Here is a 16,122-nt window from a genome sequence, read left to right on the forward strand (position 1 = left end):
AGGAGAGTCACATGCGCAAACTCTTGATCGGGCTGCTGCTCGCCGCCACCGCGGCGTCGCCGGCCCTGGCGGACAAGGGTGGTCACGGCCACGGCGGCGGCGATCATGGCGGCGGTGGGCATGGCGGTCCGCACGGGGGCGGCAACCCGCATTGGGGCGGCGGCAATCCGCATCGGGGTGGCGACAATGACCATGGCGGAGGCTGGAAGCATGCGGCTCCGGCGATGAGCTTCGCCGCCCCGGCCTTTCGCGGCAACAGAGGTGGACACGGGCCGCAGATAGCGCGCGGCTGGGAGCGCCCGGCCCCGTTCCGCGCCGCCCGCTTCGACGACAAGCAGGCGCGAAAGGCCTGGAAACACGAGGCGCAGGACCAGCGCAAATTCGCGCGGGCATGGGATCGCCAGGAGCGCTTTGGTCCTGCCCAGCGTGTCGTCCGGGTCGAACGCTACGTTCCGCCGCACATCGTCCGGTACGTCGAACCGCGCGTGGTCCGGTATGTCGAACCGCCCGTCCGCTACGTGCAGCCGCGCGTCGTCCGCTATGTCGCGCGGCCACCGGTCCGGTATGTGGCCCCGGTCCGGTATGCGACGCCGGTCCAATACGTGGCGCCGGTCCGCTATGCGCCGGTCTATGCGCAGCCAAATGCGGGTTATTGGCCCCGCCAGTACGGTTATGACGATTACACGCCGACCTACCCGGCAACCTATTATCACCCGGCGACCTATTACGGAGCCGCCGACTACTGGCCGGAGAGCTACAGCCCGATCGATCCGGCCTATCGCGCCGGTTCTGGCGGGCTGTTCGGCAGCGGCGGCAACGGCCTTCTCGGCGCGCTGCTGCCCATCGTGCTGCAGAGCATGATCGGCAGCAATATCGGCGGCCTCGGCTCCTATGGCTCGCTGGGCGGCTTCACCGGCCTCTACTCGCCGGACGTGCTGCCGCTGCAGGACGCGAGCTACGCGCCTTATGCCAACGGGCTTGGCAACACCGATCTCGCATCGCTGCTGCTGCCGTCGCTGTTGGGAAGCGGCTCGATCTTCTGATCCGTGGCCTTGATCGGCATGGACGTTCGGCCCACATGACGCCCATGCTGATCGAGACCGAAACGACGCCCAATCCGGCGACGCTGAAATTCCTGCCGGGCCGTCCGGTGATGACCGGCGGCACGCGCGACTTTGCCAGCCCCGAGGAAGCGGAAAGCTCGCCTCTGGCGGAAGCCCTGTTCGATCTTGGCGACGTCGAAGGCGTCTTCTTCGGCTCCGATTTCGTGTCGGTCACCGCTGCGCCCGGCGGCGACTGGCGGGACCTGAAGCCGAATGTGCTGAGCGTGCTGCTCGATCATTTCTCGGGCGACATGCCGCTGTTCCGCGCCGGTTCCGCTGCCGGAATAGCGATCGAGGACGAAGCGCCGCTCGAAAATCCCGAAGACGCCGACATCGTCAGCCAGATCAAGGAGCTGATCGACACCCGCGTCCGCCCGGCGGTCGCCAATGACGGCGGCGACATCGTCTATCGCGGCTTCCAGCAGGGCACGGTGTTCCTGAAGATGCAGGGCGCCTGTTCCGGCTGTCCGTCGTCAACCGCGACGCTGAAGCAGGGCATCGAGCAGCTGCTGAAATATTACGTGCCGGAAGTGACCGAGGTCCGGGCCGTCTGATGCCTGCCTTATCCGATCAAGCGCTCGACCAGCTGTTTCGCACCGCGCGCACCTATAACGGCTATCTCGACCGGCCCGTCGCCGAAGGCCAGCTCCGCGCGATCTGGGACCTGATGAAGATGGGGCCGACTTCGGCCAACATGCTGCCGGCGCGGATCATCTGGTGCGTGAGCGACGACGCCAAGGCGAAGCTCGCGTCGTGCGCCTCGGCGAAGAATGGTGCCAAGATCGTCAAGGCGCCGGTCACCGCGATCATCGGCATGGAGGTGGATTTCCACGAACTGCTGCCGGAATTCTTCCCGCACGACCAGACCGCGAAGACATGGTTCCCCGATCCCGAGGTGCGCAAGATTCACGCGCTTCGCAACAGCTCACTGCAGGGCGGCTATTTCATCATGGCGGCGCGGGCGCTGGGGCTCGATACCGGGCCGATGTCCGGCTTCGACAACGCCCGGGTGGATGAGCTGTTTTTCGCGGGCACGACCGTCAAGTCGAACTTCATCTCGACGCTTGGCTATGGCGATCCGTCGACGATCTTCGCCCGCTCGCCGCGCCCGGCGTTCGAACGCTTCAATCGCATCCTTTGAGACGGCTGGCGATCGAGACCGCGACCGAGGCCTGTTCGGTCGCGCTGTTCGAGGATGGACGGCTGATCGGCCACGTCCATGAATTGGTCGGCCGCGGCCATGCCGAGCGGCTGATTCCGATGATCGCCGAGCTGCCCGACAAAGGCCGTGCCGACTCGATCCTGGTCGATTGCGGTCCGGGCAGCTTCACCGGCGTGCGGGTCGGGCTGGCGGCGGCGCGCGCGCTGGCGCTCGCCTGGCGTGCGGAGGTTTCCGGTTATTCGTCGCTTGCGCTGATCGCGGCATCGGCGTTCGCGGAACCTGACGCTTTCGAAACGCTTTCCGTTGCAATCACCGGCGGACATGGCGAGTATTTCGTCCAGCGTTTCGAAAAGCAGGGAGTGCGCCCGATCACGCTGCTCGCGTCCTTGAAGCCCGACGACGCCGCGCGATTGTGCGGCACCGATGCGATCGCCGGATCGGGCGCCGACGCTTTGCGCGCAGCCGGCGCCGCCGGTCGGTCGATCGCGGTCGAGCCCGATGCGCGAAAGACCGTGCTGCTGCCGCCCGACCTCGCCGCCCTGCCGCCGAGCCCCATTTACGGACGCGCCCCCGATGCGCGTCTGCCTGGCTGACCTTGGCAACCGATCTCGCCATCCGCGTCGAACCGGGCGGCATGGCCGACCTTTCCGATGTCATGATTGCGATGAGCGACGCGTTCGATCCCGAATATGGCGAAGCGTGGACCGAGGCCCAGTGCGCCGGCATCCTCGGCATGCCGGGAAGCTGGTTGCTGATTGCGCGATCGGGCGCCGATCCCGCGGGCTTCGCGCTGCTCCGCACCGTTGCCGATGAAACCGAGCTGCTGTTGATTGCCGTCCGCAATCGCTATCGCCGGCAGGGCATCGCCCGCGCGCTGCTCGACCAGGCGATCGGCGACGCCGCAGCCGACGGGGTGGAAATGCTGCATCTGGAGGTGCGCGACGGCAATCCGGCGGTCGAGCTTTATCGCGGCGCCGGGTTCGTCCCAATCGGCGTCCGCCGCGCCTATTACCGCGGCCGAAGCGGCAAAGTCTTCGACGCATTGACCTTCAAAAGACGTCTTGGCGTCAACTGACGGCGGATCATCATTTTCGGCTTGAACTCATGTCGACTTCAAGACATGGGCAGTTCCGACCATCTTTCCGATGATCGCCCCAAGACGAGAGACAAAAGTCCGATGACCGAACAATCCGAAATGAAAGAAACGCTGATCACGCTGACCGCCGACATTGTCGCCGCGCACGTCAGCAACAACAGCGTTGCGGTGAATGATCTGCCGACGCTGATTTCGAACGTTCACACGGCGCTGACGGCGCTGGGCGGCCCGCCGCCGCAGCCGGAAACCAAGCCCGAGCCCAAAGTGTCGATCCGCGCTTCGGTCAAGCCCGACTATATCGTCTGCCTGGAAGACGGCAAAAAGCTGAAAATGCTGAAGCGTCACCTGATGACGCACTACAACATGACCCCGGACCAGTATCGGGCCAAGTGGAACCTGCCCGCCGACTATCCGATGGTCGCGCCGAACTATGCCGAGCAGCGCCGCACGCTCGCCAAGAAGATCGGCCTCGGCACCAAGCGTCGCCGCGGGCGGTAAGCGCCTTCAGCCCCTCCCCTTCACGGGAGGGGCTTTCCATGCCTTTCCCCTTTTCCCCAAACGCATTACACCGACGTCATGCATCGCAAGATCGACGTCGAAGCCCTGTGCGCTGAAAAGGGGCTGCGCATCACCGACCAGCGCAAGGTGATCGCCCGCGTCATATCGGAATCCGAAGATCATCCGGACGTGGAGAAGGTCCACGCGCGCGCCGCGTCGATCGATCCCGGCATTTCGATCGCGACCGTCTATCGCACCGTCCGTCTGTTCGAAGAGGCGGGCATTCTCGAGCGCCATGATTTCGGCGATGGCCGCGCCCGCTACGAAGCGGCCCCCGAAGCGCACCACGATCACCTGATCGACGTGGAAACCGGCCGGGTCATCGAGTTTGTCGATCCGGAACTTGAACTGCTGCAACGGCAGATCGCAGAGAAGCTGGGTTTCCGCCTCGTCGATCACCGAATGGAGCTTTATGGCGTCGCGCTCGATCGCAAAGGGTGAAGCAAGCCCCTCCCCCGAAGTGGAGGGGCTGATGAGACATGTGCGCGGCTGCGCACGCCTGCTGGCGTTGGCCCTTGCCTGCGCTTTCTGCGTCGCCGCTCACCTGCTGACGAGGGCGCTCCGTATGCAATCGCATTGGCCGCAGCGCTGCCTGGGCTGGACCGCGCGCATCTGCGGCGCCGTCGTCGAGCTGCGCGGAAGACCGCTGGCGCACGACGTCCTGTTCGTCTCAAATCACACGAGTTGGCTGGACATTCCGATCATCGCCGGCGCGACCGGGACCGCGTTCGTTGCGAACTCCGGCGTCCGGGACTGGCCGCTGATCGGCTGGCTCGCGGGTCTCAATAATACCGTTTACGTCGACCGCACCGATCGCAAGGGCGTGCAGGCGCAGATCGATATCATCCGCCAGGCGCTCGCCCGGCACCAGCCGATCGCGATCTTCCCCGAAGGGACGACGTCGAACGGGCTGGACCTGCTGCCGTTCAAGCCGTCGCTGCTCGAAGTGCTCGCATCCACTCCGCGCGCGATCCGGGTGCAGCCGCTCAGGATCGATTATGGCGCTGCCCGCGATCTGGCCTGGATCGACGACGAGCCCGCGCCGCGCAATGCCTGGCGCGTGCTGACGCGGCCCGGCCGCTTCGTCGTCCGGCTCGAATGCCTCGACCCCTTCTCGCCGGCCGAGATCGGCGACCGCAAGGCAGTCGCGGCGGAGGCGCGGCGCCGGATTCTCGCGGCTTCCGCGCGGAGCCCGTCAGGCGTATAGGCGCGCCGGTGAATCGCTCCCCCAAGACCTACCGCGTCAAATCCTTCGGCTGCCAGATGAACGTCTATGACGGCGAGCGGATGGCCGAATTGCTCGACGCCCAGGGCCTCACGGCCACGGATGGCGACGACGCCGATCTCGTCGTCCTGAACACCTGCCATATTCGCGAAAAGGCGGCCGAGAAGGTCTATTCCGATATCGGCCGCCTGCGCCGCGACGACGGCAGCCGGCCGCTGGTTGCCGTCGCCGGTTGCGTCGCTCAGGCCGAAGGCGCGGAAATCCACCGTCGCACCAAGGATGTCGATATCGTGGTTGGCCCGCAGGCCTATCACCGGCTGCCGGAGCTGGTCGCCGACGCCGCACAGGGCAGGCGCGTGGCCGACACCGACATGCCGGCGGACTCGAAGTTCGACGCGCTGCCGAAACGCGCGCGGCAGGTGCGGCCGAGCGCATTCCTCACCGTCCAGGAAGGCTGCGATAAATTCTGCACCTATTGCGTCGTGCCCTACACGCGCGGCGCCGAGGTCTCGCGGCCATGGGCCGCGATCGTCGACGAGGCGAAGGCGCTGGTCGACGCCGGCGCGCGCGAGATCACGCTGCTCGGCCAGAACGTCAATGCCTGGAGCGACGGCGGACGCGGGCTGCACGACCTGATCGAGGAATTGGCAAAGCTGCCTGCCCTCGCCCGCATTCGCTACACCACCAGTCATCCCAACGACATGGCTGACGGGCTGATCGCGGCCCATCGCGACATCGACAAGCTGATGCCGTTCCTGCATCTGCCGGTGCAGTCGGGCAGCGACCGCATCCTGAAGGCAATGAATCGCAGCCACACGTCGGAGTCGTACCTCCGCATCCTCGACAAGGTGCGCGCGGCGCGGCCGGACATCGCGATCTCGGGCGATTATATCGTCGGCTTCCCCGGCGAGACCGATGAGGACTTCGAAGCGACGCTGGAGATCGTCCGCCGCATCGGCCATTCGATGGCGTTCAGCTTCAAATACTCGCCGCGCCCCGGCACGCCGGCGGCAACGATGCCGGACCAGATCGCGCCGGAGGTGATGGATGAACGCCTCCAACGCCTCCAGGCGCTGATCGTCGAGCAGCAGCTCGCGTTCAACCGGCGGACGGTCGGCGCCCGCACCTCGGTGCTGCTCGAGCGCCCCGGCCGCCATCCCGGCCAGCTGATCGGCAAGTCGCCGTGGCTGCAGTCGATTGTTGTGGATGAAGGGGCCGTCGGCGATCTTTTGGACGTGGACATTGTCGCGGCGGGACCGAATAGTCTGACGGGCGTTCTGACTCGCAAACAGGCCGCCTGATTAGGAGGTGCATGTCGCGTAAGCCCGTCCCCGCCCAGCCGGGCGATCGCAGCCGGATCGAGGTCATGTTCGACCGGCCCCAGCTTCTCGGCCAGCTGTTCGGCCATTTCGACCAGAACCTGGTCGCGATCGAGAACAGGCTTGGCGTCTATATCGCGGCGCGCGGCAACAAGCTGCAGATCGAGGGAGAGGCGGAGCAGGCGGCGCGCGCGCGCGACGTGCTGACCGGGCTCTACAACCGCATCGTCCAGGGCCAGGAGGTCGATGCCGGCACCGTCGATGCGGTGATCGCCATGTCCTCCGAGCCGACGCTGGAAGGCATCATCCGCACCGATGTCAGCCAGCCGCCGCCGGTGATGATCCGCACGCGCAAGAAGACGATCGTGCCGCGCTCCGCGACCCAGATCCGCTATATGGAAGCGCTGGCGCGCGACGAGATCATCTTCGCGCTCGGCCCGGCCGGCACCGGCAAGACCTATGTCGCGGTGGCGCAGGCCGTGCAGCAGCTGATCGCGGGCTCGGTCGACCGGCTGATCCTGTCGCGTCCGGCAGTGGAGGCGGGCGAAAAGCTCGGCTTCCTGCCCGGCGATATGCGCGAGAAGGTCGATCCCTATCTGCGCCCGCTCTATGATGCGCTCTACGACATGCTGCCGACCGAGCAGGTCGAACGCCGCATGGCCTCCGGCGAGATCGAGATCGCGCCGATCGCCTTCATGCGCGGCCGCACGCTCGCCAACGCCTTCATCATCCTCGACGAGGCGCAGAACACCACGCCGATGCAGATGAAGATGTTCCTGACCCGCTTCGGCGAGAACAGCCGCATGGTCGTCTGCGGCGACCCGCGCCAGGTCGATTTGCCCGATATCGGCAAGTCGGGCCTCGCCGATGCGGTCGCTCGCCTCGAAGGCGTGCGCAACATCTCGATGATCCGCTTCGGCAGCGCCGACGTCGTCCGCCACCCGCTCGTCGGCGCGATCGTCGATGCGTATGAGGGCGGAGAGAGTTGAAGCGTTACCCGACGAGGAGTAGTCTTCAGACGTGGGCCGTATCGAACTCCGGGACGAACTTCTTACTCGACAGGCGAGCCGCCTCGCCGAACGCCTTGGCACGAGTGAAGAAGAAGCCATCGCCAAAGCGTTGGACGCTCTGGAAGAAAGCCTGAACAAGGCTGCCGCCTCGAAGCGAACGGCGCAATCGATGACAGAGTGGATTTTGGAGAGAAGAAAGCGGTTCCCTCTCAAGCCCACCGGCCTCGTCGCCGACAAGGCATTCTACGATTCTCTGAACGACGAGGATGAGGATTGAAGCGGTTCGTGGACGCGTCCGCTCTCGTTGCCATTCTCACGACCGAGCCGGGTTTTGAGCAGCTCATATTGTCCGCAAGCGAGGCTGATCAGCTCATTACCTCCGCCATAGCCCAATGGGAAACCATCCGAGCGCTTACGAGAACAAGTGATTTGACCCCAGAGGAAGCCGCTCGCGAGTTTGACGAACTCCTGATGCGCTTTGGCATTGGCACAGTCCAAATCGGTGCCCGCGAAGCTGAACTCGCGATCGAAGCCCACCGCCTACACGGCAAGGGCAATCACCACGCACGTCTGAACATGGGCGATTGCTTCGCCTATGCGTGCGCCAAGGCGAACGGCGCGAAGCTGCTCCACAAGGGCGACGATTTCGCGCTGACGGACCTCGCATGATCGACGTCGCCGTTCAGGTCGATCCGCCCTGGCCCCCGGGCGATTGGGAAGCGCTTGGCACGCGCGCGGTCGCGGCGGCGCTCGCGGCCACGCCGCATGCGGAGCTGGCGACCACGCCCGAGCTGGTCGAGGTGTCGGTGCGGCTGACCTCCGACGAGGAAGTCCATGCGCTCAACCGCCACTATCGCGGCAAGGACAAGCCGACCAACGTCCTCTCCTTCCCGATGGTCCAGCCCGACCTGCTCGAGACGGTGTCGCAGAACGGGGATGATGGCGAGCTGCTGCTCGGCGATATCGTGCTTGCCTATGGCGTCTGCGCGCGCGAGGCCGAGGAGAAAGGCGTGGCATTGGACGCCCACGCCACCCATCTGATTGTCCACGGCCTGCTGCATTTGCTAGGCTATGATCACCAGGGGTCGGTCGAAGCCGAGCACATGGAGTCGCTGGAACGCGACGTCCTGGCCCGGCTTGGCCTGCACGACCCCTATAACAGGGACGAACCGGAGTTCGATGCCAGAGGATTCGAGTAGCTCGGAAGGGGGCGGCAGACTTTGGCGTGGGTTGCGCGACATGCTCTTCGGGAGCGAAAGCGAGCCCACGCTGCGCGACCAGATCGAGGAAGTGATCGAGGAGCATGAGGGCGAACCGGCCGAAGCCGGCGACCTGACCCCGATCGAGCGGCAGATGGTCCGCAACCTGCTCCATTTCGGCGAGCGGACGGTCGCGGACGTGGCGGTGCCGCGCGCCGACATCATCGCGGTCCCGGAATCGGCGAGCTTCGACGAGTTGGTGGCCCATTTCGCCGAGGCGGGCCACAGCCGGCTGCCAGTCTATCGCGAAAGCCTCGATGCGATCACCGGCATGATCCACATCAAGGACGTGTTCGAGTTCCTTGCGAACGGCGCGCCGCGGCCCGACGGCATCGCCGGGCTGATCCGCGAGCCGCGCTATGTGCCGACGTCGATGGGCGTGCTCGACCTGCTTGCCGAGATGCGGGCGACGCGCACGCACCTGGCGATCGTCGTCGACGAATATTCGGGCACCGAAGGCCTGGTCACGATCGAAGACCTGGTCGAAGAGATCGTCGGCGAGATCGAGGACGAGCATGACGAGGCGCCCGAGGCGACTTTGGTCGATCTGGGCGGCGGCATGTGGGACGCCGATGCCCGCGCCGAGCTGGAGGACGTCGCGGCCGAGATCGATCCGCGCCTGGCCGATGTGGAAGAGGATGTGGAGACGCTGGGCGGCCTCGCCTTCGTTCTCGCCGGCCACATTCCGGAGCCGGGTGAAATCGTCACGCACCCGAGCGGCTGGCGGATCGAGGTCACCGCAGCCGACGCACGCCATGTGACTCGCGTCCGATTGCACGCGCCGGAACCGATTCTCGAGCAGGAATAGCCCGGATTCGTCCGCTTCTGCGGACAAGTCTGGGGATAAGAATTGAGCGTCTTCGTCCTGTCGCAAATCCGACTCGGTTCACCCGATGCCGATTGTGCCGCCCCCGAAATTGATTCATGTGGGCAACGAGAATTCTGTCTCATGCGGGGACGTTTCGAGGCCGAGCCTCAAGGCGAAGCCATCGGAGCCTGAGGGTCGCTATCAGGAAGCGCTTATCTTGCTTCCGCTGTGCCGCCGGTTCTTTCACCCCCTGGCCGGCGGCACTTTTTTGCCATGCCGATTGCGCCTAGAGAAAGGGCGACATTCCCTAATCCCGGAGTGCCGATGCTCGGCCGAATTACCCGCCCGCTGATTTTCCTGGTTGTCGTCCTGCTGCTGATCCTCGGCGGCATCTGGCTGATGACGCGCCAGCGCAATGCCGACCTGCCGGTAACGGCGGTCGAAGGGCAGCGGCCCAGGATCGCCGACCCGGATATCGAGCAGATCCCGACCATCGACATCGCGCCGCCCGTCGCCTGGGGCAATGACCGCCCGGCGCCCGCCCAGGGGCTGAAAGTCCAGGCGTTCGCGCAAGGGCTGGACCACCCGCGCTGGCTGTACACGCTGCCCAACGGCGATGTGCTGGTCGCCGAAGCCAATTCGCCGCCGCGCAAGGGCAAGAGCCTGGTCGACCGGGTTATGGGCTGGCTGCTGGGCCGCGCGGGCGCCGGCGTGCCGTCGGCCAACCGCATCACCCTGCTGCGCGACGCGAACGGCGACGGCGTTGCCGAAACACGCTCGGTGCTGCTGTCCGGCCTCAACTCGCCGACCGGCATGGCGCTGGTCGGTGACAAACTTTACGTCGCCAACACCAACGCGGTCATCGCCTTCCCCTACCAGCCCGGGCAGACGCAGATCACCGCCAAGCCCGAGAAGATCGTCAGCCTTCCCGGCGGCGGCAATCACTGGGCGCGGAACCTCCTCGCCAGTCCTGACGGGCGGCTCCTTTATGTGACGGTCGGTTCGGCGAGCAACATCGGCGAACGCGGGATGGACAAGGAAGAGCGGCGCGCGGCGATCTGGGAAGTTTATCCGGAGAACAAGACCTTCCGCATCTATGCCGCAGGCCTGCGCAACCCCAACGGCCTCGCCTGGGAACCGCACCGGCACGATTTGTGGACGGTGGTCAACGAACGCGACATGCTCGGCGGCGACGGCCCGCCCGATTACCTGACCTTCGTCGATTTCGGCGGCTTCTACGGCTGGCCGTACAGCTATTGGGGCGGCTATGTGGACAAGCGCACGGAATCGCGGCCGGACCTGCTCGAATATACCCGCCGCCCCGATTACGCGCTCGGCCCCCACACCGCCCCGCTCGGCCTTGTCTTTGCAGAGGGCGCGAAGCTGGGGGATCAGTTCGGCAACGGCGCCTTCGTCGCGCTGCACGGATCGTGGAACCGCAAGCCGCTTTCCGGCTACAAGGTGATCTACGTGCCGTTCGGCGACAACGGCATGCCCGTGAAGGGCGCCAAGCCGATCGACGTGCTCGGCGGGTTCCTCGACAAGGACGAACACGCCCGCGGCCGCCCGGCCGGCCTCGCCCTCGACAAAACCGGCGCGCTTTTGGTGGCGGATGATGTGGGCAACCGGGTGTGGCGGGTGAGCCGGTAGGACGGCCTCAGCTCAGTCCCGCGGCCAAGTCTCCGCCCCTTCCAGCGGCGGGTAGCAGATCGGCTTGTCACCGAAATAAGCGCGCACAATCGGCTCGCGGCGGTCGCCTTCGTCTTCGTCGGGCGACCAGCCTTCGCCGTAATCGAATTCGGTCCGGAACTCATTTCCGTTTACGAGCAGAGTAATGCCCCGCCATTTTTTGTCAGGCGGCGCGATCTCCCAAAGATGCATTACCACATCCAGAGGATCGTCCTCCCGCACGTCCAGCCAGACGATCCTATCTGGGTATGAAGCGAAAATGGACCCGCCAACCCAGGCTCGCCCGGCCTCCGCATAGAGGAGCACCGGAGCATTTTCAGCAAAACTTAGCTTGGCGACTCGTTCGGCGAGCTCATTAACGAGATCTGCTTCCACCCGCTTATCCACTGCGGCCTCCCGCTTGGTTCCTAAACTTCGCTTGCCGCGCCATCCCAAGACCCGGCTTGGCTGAGCCTGTCGAAGCCCTCCCTTCTTCTTTCTGCGCCTCTATAAACGGGAGAGGCCTTCGAGCGGCCAGGCAAGCCGGCGAAAAGAGCGGCGCCCGATTCCGAAGGTCCGCTATCGGTGGGTAGAAGACATTAAGGCGCCCTTCGCCAGACCGGGAAAACGGCGTTTTCAGTGGAGGCCATGGCTTTGATCATGGCCTCGTAGTCAAATGCCGGAAGCCTCATGATGTAGTCGATCACAGCCTTCTCTCCGGTCGCGCCTTGAGGGAAGGCGCACGCCAGTCGATCGCTACAGTCGAACAACAGCCACCAAACATCCGCTCCCCACGGTCCGCTGTCGTTCGTCTCGACGGCAACGGCCGAAAGATCGCTTTTAGCGACGGTTTTGGTCTCACCAACATTATCACGGACGCTGATCCTCTCGCCGTCTATGGCGATCGCCCACCTGCTCTCCGCCTCAAGAGGCCGAGTCTTCCGTTTGAACCAGTCAAACACGCGTAATCCCCCGCAAAGAACCAACAGTCATCGGCGAGGGCAGACGTCCGCCATTGGACGATTGCCGTCATTGACCGCTCGTCGCAATCGCTCAGAGCCAGCGCGCTATTCCAGCAGCTTCGGCCCTTCCTTCGCCAGCTTGGCGCGGATCTTGTCGGCGAACAGCGCCAGGAACGGCGGCAGGTCGAAGCTGGCGTGGACCTTGTCGTCGAACACGGTGAGGCGGCTCGCGACGCGCTGGCCCATGGCCTCGACCGCGAACCTGAGCGTGTCGCCTTCCCAATGATGCTCGGTGACTTGCCCGCCGGGGATGAAGCTTGCGAGCCTGCCGAAGCCCTGCTCGATCCGGGCGCGGGCGGCGGCGCGGCCGAGCTTGTGCGGCAGGTCGAGTTCGATCGGCGCAGTCATGACGTCAGCATTGCCGAGCGCCGCGCCGGCTGCAATGGGAAAGGAACAGCGGACGGGAGATCGACCATGAAGCCTCGCCTCAACCCCTATCAGGCCGCGCCGGCCGCGATCAAACCGATGCTCGATTTCGAGAGCGCAGTGCAAAGCCTGGGGATCGAGCCCAAGCTGATGCACCTGATCAAGATGCGCGCGTCGCAGATCAACGGCTGCGCCTTCTGCCTCGACATGCACGCGCACGAGGCGCGCGCGGACGGCGAAGCGCAGCAGCGGCTGGACGTGCTGCCGGCCTGGCGCGAGACCAACCTGTTCGACGAGCGCGAGCAGGCCGCGCTCGCCTGGACCGAAGCGCTGACTCGCATCGCCGACACGCATGCGCCGGACGACGTCTATGAGCGCCTGGCGGCGGCGTTCGACGAAAAGGAGCGGGTCGCGATCACGCTCGCGATCGTCGCGATCAACGGCTGGAACCGCATCGCGATCGGTTTCCGTTCCGTGCCGGGACGCCGCCACGGCTGATCGCGCCAAGGCTTGACCCCCCGCCGCAACAGGAGGACCATCCAGCCTTCGACTCACAGACGCGCCCGGGCCCGCGTCTCCCTCGTGGGTCTGCCGCGCGGCAGACGAAGGAGACAATCATGCCTGGTAGATCAGCTGGCACACGCGCGATCGCGCTTGTCGGGCCCGGCGGAGCTGGCAAGACCAGCCTTGCCGAGGCCCTTCTTTTTTGCAGCGAGGCGATCGCCAGGCAGGGCAGCGTCGATGCCGGCACCTGCGTCGGCGATTCGTCGCCCGAAGCCCGCGCCCGCCGCGGCTCGACCGAGCTGAATGTCCTGCATTTCGATTATCTCGGCGATCATTTCGCGCTGATCGACTCGCCCGGATCGGTCGGCTTCGCCGCCGACGGGGCGCTCGGCATCGCCGCCTGCGATCTGGCCGTCGTGGTGATCGATCCGGATCAAAACCGCGCCCAGCTCGCCGAGCCGACGCTCAGGCAGCTCGAGGCGATGGACATTCCGCACATCATCTTCGTCAATAAGATCGACCAGGCGCGCGGGCGCCTGCGCGACTTGCTCGAAGCGTTGCAGCCCCTGTCCGCCAAGCCGCTGCTCGCCCGGCACATCCCGATCTGGGAAGGCGACCGGATCACCGGCTTCGTCGATGTCGGGCTTGAGCGGGCCTTTCACTATGTGGCCGGCAAGCCCTCCGAGCGCACCGAAATCCCGCAAGCGCTGATGGACCGCGAGATATCGGACCGCATGCACCTGCTGGAACAGCTCGCCGATCACGACGATTCGCTGCTTGAGCAATTGCTGATGGACGAGACGCCGGACCAGCAGACGGTGCTCGCCGATCTGGCGAAGGAAACGGGCCAGAATCTGGGCGTGCCGGTGATGTTCGGATCGGCGCAGAACGGTTTCGGCGTGCGGCGGCTGCTGAAGGCGCTGCGCCATGAAGCTCCGGCTCCCGATCGCGCGGCCGAGCGGCTGGGCGCGGACGGCGCCTGCGCGCTGGTGTTCAAGGTTTCCAACGGCAATCAGATCGGCCGCCTCGCGCTCGCCCGCTTGTTCGGCGGGTCGCTGCAGGAAGGCGCGGACCTGAACGGCACGCGGATCGGCACCTTGCTCCGCCTGCAGGGGGACAAGACGGTAAAAATCCCCCGCGCCGAAGCCGGCGACGTGATCGCTATCGCCAAGCTCGAGGGCGTCCAGGCGGGCGAATGGCTGACAGCCGACGGCAAGGCCGCTCCCGCACCCGCGACCGAAAGCCTGGTCGCCAACCATGTCGTCGCGATCGCGCCCAAGAACCGCAACGACGACGTGAAGCTGTCGACCGCACTGCATAAGCTGACCGAGGAGGACTGTTCGCTCACCTGGGAACAGGACGAGGTGCACCACGAAACCCTGCTTCGCGGCATGGGCGACGAGCATCTGAACGTGGTGCTGGCGCGGCTGAAGCGCCGCTATGGCGTGGACGTCAGCGCCAGGCCGGCGACGATCGGCTACAAGGAATCGATCCGCAAGACCGTGACCCAGCGCGGCCGGCACAAGAAGCAGTCGGGCGGCCATGGCCAATATGGCGATTGCGTGATCGAGCTCCGCCCCCTGCCCCGCGGCTCCGGCTTCGTGTTCGAGGACAAGATCACCGGCGGCGCGATCCCGCGGCAGTACATCCCGGCGGTCGAGGCCGGCATCAAGGACGCGATGGCAAAGGGCCCGCTGGGCTTTCCGGTGGTCGATGTCGCGGTCACGCTGACCGACGGCAGCTTCCATTCGGTCGACAGCTCCGAACTCGCCTTCCGCACCGCCGGCCGGATCGCGATGAGCGAAGCGCTGGCCGCCGCCGCGCCCTATCTGCTCGAGCCGATCGTGAAGGTGACGATCCTCGCCCCGAACGCGGCGACCTCGCGCGTCACCTCGGCGATCTCGTCGCGGCGCGGACAGATGCTGGGGATGGAGCCGCGCGAGGGCTGGCACCGCTGGGATCGGGTGGAAGCACTGATGCCCGAAGCGTCGCTGCGCGGGCTCGATGCGGAGCTGCGCTCGCTGAGCCAAGGCCTCGCCACCTACGTCGCCGAGTTCGATCACCTGCAGGAAATCAGCGGCAAGCTGGCTGACGAGGTCGTGCAGCAGAAGCAGCTGGAAGCGGCTTAGTTCAAGAACAATCCGTTCGTATCGAGCGAAGTCGAGATATGCTTCTCGACTTCGCTCGAAGCGAACGGCTCTAAATTACCGGCACTCCACCTTGCGCGTGGCCTCGCGGCCGAGCAGCGCACCGGCGGCGGCGCCCAGCACGGTGCCCGTGGTACGCTCCCCGTGCGTATCGATCGCGCGGCCGAGCAGCGCTCCGGCGCCGGCGCCGACGATCAGGCCGGTGGTACCGTTCGAGCGGCGGCAATAGACGCGACCGCCACGGCCTTCCCACACCGGACCCGAATAATGCTCCCCGCGATAATATTGGCGAGCCTCCCGATCATGGGCGCGGCGACCATGCGCCGGCGCCCAGGACGGCGGATCGGCCAGAGCCGGCATCGGGGCCGCAACAGCCGCAAGCGCGACACTCAGAATCAACTTACGCATTACTCTTCTCCTCCCAGTGAACTGATTAGCGGTAGCAATTCCGCGTCTGGCGATTGCGCTGGACCTCGCGGCCCAGCAGGGCGCCACCAGCGGCGCCGACGACGGTGCCGAGCGTATGATCGCGGCCGCCGTCAAGCGATCGGCCCAGCAGCGCACCCAGCGCACCGCCCAGAATCAGGCCGGTCGTGCCATTGCCGCGACGGCAGCCATAGTAGCGCGGGGCGGCCTGATAGGTGCGGCCGTGGCTGTAGTAATGCGGCCGGGCCTGCGCGGGCGCTTCGATCGCGGGAACCGCGGTGCCTGCCACTGCAAGGGCCATCATCAGCTTACGCATGATCTTCTCCTCTTAAGAACTTGCGAATCAGGGTTTGCCAGACCGCGCCTGAACCGATTCCAATCGGCTCGTTCATCACAGGGCAGGAATGATTGACGCGCGTGACGTGCGGCCGATTGCCCGCTAAGGAGCC

At 65.7% G+C, this 16,122-nt stretch carries 21 protein-coding genes and 1 pseudogene; 17 read left to right on the top strand and 5 right to left on the bottom strand.

From position 1 onward, the window contains the following. Positions 1-11 precede the first annotated feature (11 nt). The 15 genes and pseudogenes from SCH01S_RS16890 to SCH01S_RS14640 all read left to right on the top strand — a co-directional run bounded on the left by SCH01S_RS16890 (position 12) and on the right by SCH01S_RS14640 (position 11,190). On the top strand, positions 12-1,043 hold the full coding sequence (locus SCH01S_RS16890; protein WP_052733962.1) for a hypothetical protein: 1,032 nt from the start codon (positions 12-14) through the stop codon (positions 1,041-1,043). A 44-nt stretch (positions 1,044-1,087) separates the two neighbouring features. Continuing rightward, positions 1,088-1,657: a NifU family protein gene (locus SCH01S_RS14575; protein WP_046349600.1), complete on the top strand. Its 570-nt coding sequence runs from the start codon at positions 1,088-1,090 to the stop codon at positions 1,655-1,657. Further along, complete coding sequence (locus SCH01S_RS14580) at positions 1,654-2,244, top strand: malonic semialdehyde reductase (protein ID WP_157033000.1); 591 nt, start codon at positions 1,654-1,656, stop codon at positions 2,242-2,244. The genes SCH01S_RS14575 and SCH01S_RS14580 overlap by 4 nt, the downstream gene beginning before the upstream one ends. After that, on the top strand, positions 2,241-2,858 hold the full coding sequence (tsaB, locus tag SCH01S_RS14585) for a tRNA (adenosine(37)-N6)-threonylcarbamoyltransferase complex dimerization subunit type 1 TsaB (protein WP_046349546.1): 618 nt from the start codon (positions 2,241-2,243) through the stop codon (positions 2,856-2,858). Before SCH01S_RS14580 ends, tsaB begins: the two co-directional genes overlap by 4 nt. A 2-nt stretch (positions 2,859-2,860) precedes the next feature. After that, the gene (locus tag SCH01S_RS14590; RefSeq protein WP_046349547.1) at positions 2,861-3,340 is read left to right on the top strand and encodes a GNAT family N-acetyltransferase; all 480 of its coding nucleotides are present in this window, start codon (positions 2,861-2,863) and stop codon (positions 3,338-3,340) included. A gap of 102 nt (positions 3,341-3,442) precedes the next feature. Then, a complete protein-coding gene (locus SCH01S_RS14595; RefSeq protein WP_046349548.1) occupies positions 3,443-3,859 on the top strand; it encodes a Ros/MucR family transcriptional regulator in 417 nt (138 codons plus the stop codon). 78 nt (positions 3,860-3,937) lie between these two features. Beyond that, on the top strand, positions 3,938-4,360 hold the full coding sequence (locus tag SCH01S_RS14600) for a Fur family transcriptional regulator (protein ID WP_046349549.1): 423 nt from the start codon (positions 3,938-3,940) through the stop codon (positions 4,358-4,360). Positions 4,361-4,391: 31 nt separating this feature from the next. Then, entirely contained in the window at positions 4,392-5,126 is a 735-nt protein-coding gene (locus tag SCH01S_RS14605) for a lysophospholipid acyltransferase family protein (protein ID WP_046349601.1), read from the top strand. Beyond that, a complete protein-coding gene (miaB, locus tag SCH01S_RS14610; RefSeq protein WP_174436046.1) occupies positions 5,123-6,445 on the top strand; it encodes a tRNA (N6-isopentenyl adenosine(37)-C2)-methylthiotransferase MiaB in 1,323 nt (440 codons plus the stop codon). Before SCH01S_RS14605 ends, miaB begins: the two co-directional genes overlap by 4 nt. A gap of 11 nt (positions 6,446-6,456) precedes the next feature. Continuing rightward, a complete protein-coding gene (locus SCH01S_RS14615) occupies positions 6,457-7,452 on the top strand; it encodes a PhoH family protein (RefSeq protein ID WP_046349550.1) in 996 nt (331 codons plus the stop codon). 31 nt (positions 7,453-7,483) lie between these two features. Continuing rightward, complete coding sequence (locus SCH01S_RS14620; protein ID WP_046349551.1) at positions 7,484-7,750, top strand: hypothetical protein; 267 nt, start codon at positions 7,484-7,486, stop codon at positions 7,748-7,750. Positions 7,751-7,758: 8 nt separating this feature from the next. Continuing rightward, a pseudogene (locus SCH01S_RS14625) lies at positions 7,759-8,115 on the top strand (type II toxin-antitoxin system VapC family toxin); the annotation flags it as partial. 23 nt (positions 8,116-8,138) lie between these two features. Continuing rightward, the gene (ybeY, locus tag SCH01S_RS14630) at positions 8,139-8,672 is read left to right on the top strand and encodes an rRNA maturation RNase YbeY (protein ID WP_046349553.1); all 534 of its coding nucleotides are present in this window, start codon (positions 8,139-8,141) and stop codon (positions 8,670-8,672) included. Continuing rightward, positions 8,653-9,540 carry a hemolysin family protein gene (locus SCH01S_RS14635; protein ID WP_046349554.1) on the top strand — a complete coding sequence of 296 codons (888 nt, stop codon included), beginning with the start codon at positions 8,653-8,655 and terminating at the stop codon, positions 9,538-9,540. The genes ybeY and SCH01S_RS14635 overlap by 20 nt, the downstream gene beginning before the upstream one ends. Positions 9,541-9,864: 324 nt before the next feature. Then, on the top strand, positions 9,865-11,190 hold the full coding sequence (locus tag SCH01S_RS14640; protein WP_046349555.1) for a PQQ-dependent sugar dehydrogenase: 1,326 nt from the start codon (positions 9,865-9,867) through the stop codon (positions 11,188-11,190). Between the two features lie 12 nt (positions 11,191-11,202). Here the strand turns inward: SCH01S_RS14640 and SCH01S_RS16645 are convergent, their stop codons facing one another. From SCH01S_RS16645 to SCH01S_RS14655, 3 genes are all read right to left on the bottom strand, one after another. Next, positions 11,203-11,616, bottom strand: coding sequence for a hypothetical protein (locus SCH01S_RS16645; RefSeq protein ID WP_157033002.1), 414 nt, complete (start codon positions 11,614-11,616; stop codon positions 11,203-11,205). Positions 11,617-11,807: 191 nt separating this feature from the next. Beyond that, a complete protein-coding gene (locus SCH01S_RS14650) occupies positions 11,808-12,170 on the bottom strand; it encodes a hypothetical protein (protein WP_046349557.1) in 363 nt (120 codons plus the stop codon). Positions 12,171-12,275: 105 nt separating this feature from the next. Continuing rightward, positions 12,276-12,578 (bottom strand): polyhydroxyalkanoic acid system family protein, encoded by a 303-nt coding sequence (locus tag SCH01S_RS14655; protein WP_046349558.1) that lies wholly within the window; start codon positions 12,576-12,578, stop codon positions 12,276-12,278. 66 nt (positions 12,579-12,644) lie between these two features. Between SCH01S_RS14655 and SCH01S_RS14660 the strand changes: the two genes are divergently transcribed. Both SCH01S_RS14660 and SCH01S_RS14665 read left to right on the top strand, forming a co-directional pair. Further along, positions 12,645-13,094, top strand: a complete 450-nt coding sequence (locus SCH01S_RS14660) for a carboxymuconolactone decarboxylase family protein (RefSeq protein WP_046349559.1) — start codon at positions 12,645-12,647, stop codon at positions 13,092-13,094. A 119-nt stretch (positions 13,095-13,213) separates the two neighbouring features. Beyond that, positions 13,214-15,229 carry an elongation factor G gene (locus SCH01S_RS14665; RefSeq protein ID WP_046349560.1) on the top strand — a complete coding sequence of 672 codons (2,016 nt, stop codon included), beginning with the start codon at positions 13,214-13,216 and terminating at the stop codon, positions 15,227-15,229. A gap of 75 nt (positions 15,230-15,304) precedes the next feature. On the opposite strand, the gene SCH01S_RS14670 is transcribed toward SCH01S_RS14665, so the two are convergent. After that, positions 15,305-15,655 carry a glycine zipper 2TM domain-containing protein gene (locus SCH01S_RS14670; protein ID WP_046349561.1) on the bottom strand — a complete coding sequence of 117 codons (351 nt, stop codon included), beginning with the start codon at positions 15,653-15,655 and terminating at the stop codon, positions 15,305-15,307. 25 nt (positions 15,656-15,680) lie between these two features. Further along, a complete protein-coding gene (locus SCH01S_RS14675) occupies positions 15,681-15,989 on the bottom strand; it encodes a glycine zipper 2TM domain-containing protein (protein WP_046349562.1) in 309 nt (102 codons plus the stop codon). Positions 15,990-16,122: the final 133 nt, after the last annotated feature.

Source organism: Sphingomonas changbaiensis NBRC 104936 (genome assembly GCF_000974765.1).
In the GTDB taxonomy this organism is placed as follows: Bacteria; Pseudomonadota; Alphaproteobacteria; order Sphingomonadales; family Sphingomonadaceae; genus Sphingomonas_B; species Sphingomonas_B changbaiensis.

What these genes read in the sequence shown, in the direction of transcription:
- SCH01S_RS14665 (WP_046349560.1), top strand. Translation starts at nt 13,214, where the DNA reads ATGCCTGGTAGATCAGCTGGCACACGCGCGATCGCGCTTGTCGGGCCC.
- SCH01S_RS14635 (WP_046349554.1), top strand. Translation starts at nt 8,653, where the DNA reads ATGCCAGAGGATTCGAGTAGCTCGGAAGGGGGCGGCAGACTTTGGCGT.
- SCH01S_RS14670 (WP_046349561.1), bottom strand. Translation starts at nt 15,655, where the DNA reads ATGCGTAAGTTGATTCTGAGTGTCGCGCTTGCGGCTGTTGCGGCCCCG.
- SCH01S_RS14640 (WP_046349555.1), top strand. Translation starts at nt 9,865, where the DNA reads ATGCTCGGCCGAATTACCCGCCCGCTGATTTTCCTGGTTGTCGTCCTG.
- SCH01S_RS14660 (WP_046349559.1), top strand. Translation starts at nt 12,645, where the DNA reads ATGAAGCCTCGCCTCAACCCCTATCAGGCCGCGCCGGCCGCGATCAAA.
- SCH01S_RS14675 (WP_046349562.1), bottom strand. Translation starts at nt 15,989, where the DNA reads ATGCGTAAGCTGATGATGGCCCTTGCAGTGGCAGGCACCGCGGTTCCC.
- SCH01S_RS14595 (WP_046349548.1), top strand. Translation starts at nt 3,443, where the DNA reads ATGACCGAACAATCCGAAATGAAAGAAACGCTGATCACGCTGACCGCC.
- SCH01S_RS14575 (WP_046349600.1), top strand. Translation starts at nt 1,088, where the DNA reads ATGCTGATCGAGACCGAAACGACGCCCAATCCGGCGACGCTGAAATTC.
- SCH01S_RS14615 (WP_046349550.1), top strand. Translation starts at nt 6,457, where the DNA reads ATGTCGCGTAAGCCCGTCCCCGCCCAGCCGGGCGATCGCAGCCGGATC.
- SCH01S_RS16890 (WP_052733962.1), top strand. Translation starts at nt 12, where the DNA reads ATGCGCAAACTCTTGATCGGGCTGCTGCTCGCCGCCACCGCGGCGTCG.
- ybeY (WP_046349553.1), top strand. Translation starts at nt 8,139, where the DNA reads ATGATCGACGTCGCCGTTCAGGTCGATCCGCCCTGGCCCCCGGGCGAT.
- SCH01S_RS14600 (WP_046349549.1), top strand. Translation starts at nt 3,938, where the DNA reads ATGCATCGCAAGATCGACGTCGAAGCCCTGTGCGCTGAAAAGGGGCTG.
- SCH01S_RS14655 (WP_046349558.1), bottom strand. Translation starts at nt 12,578, where the DNA reads ATGACTGCGCCGATCGAACTCGACCTGCCGCACAAGCTCGGCCGCGCC.
- SCH01S_RS14605 (WP_046349601.1), top strand. Translation starts at nt 4,392, where the DNA reads ATGAGACATGTGCGCGGCTGCGCACGCCTGCTGGCGTTGGCCCTTGCC.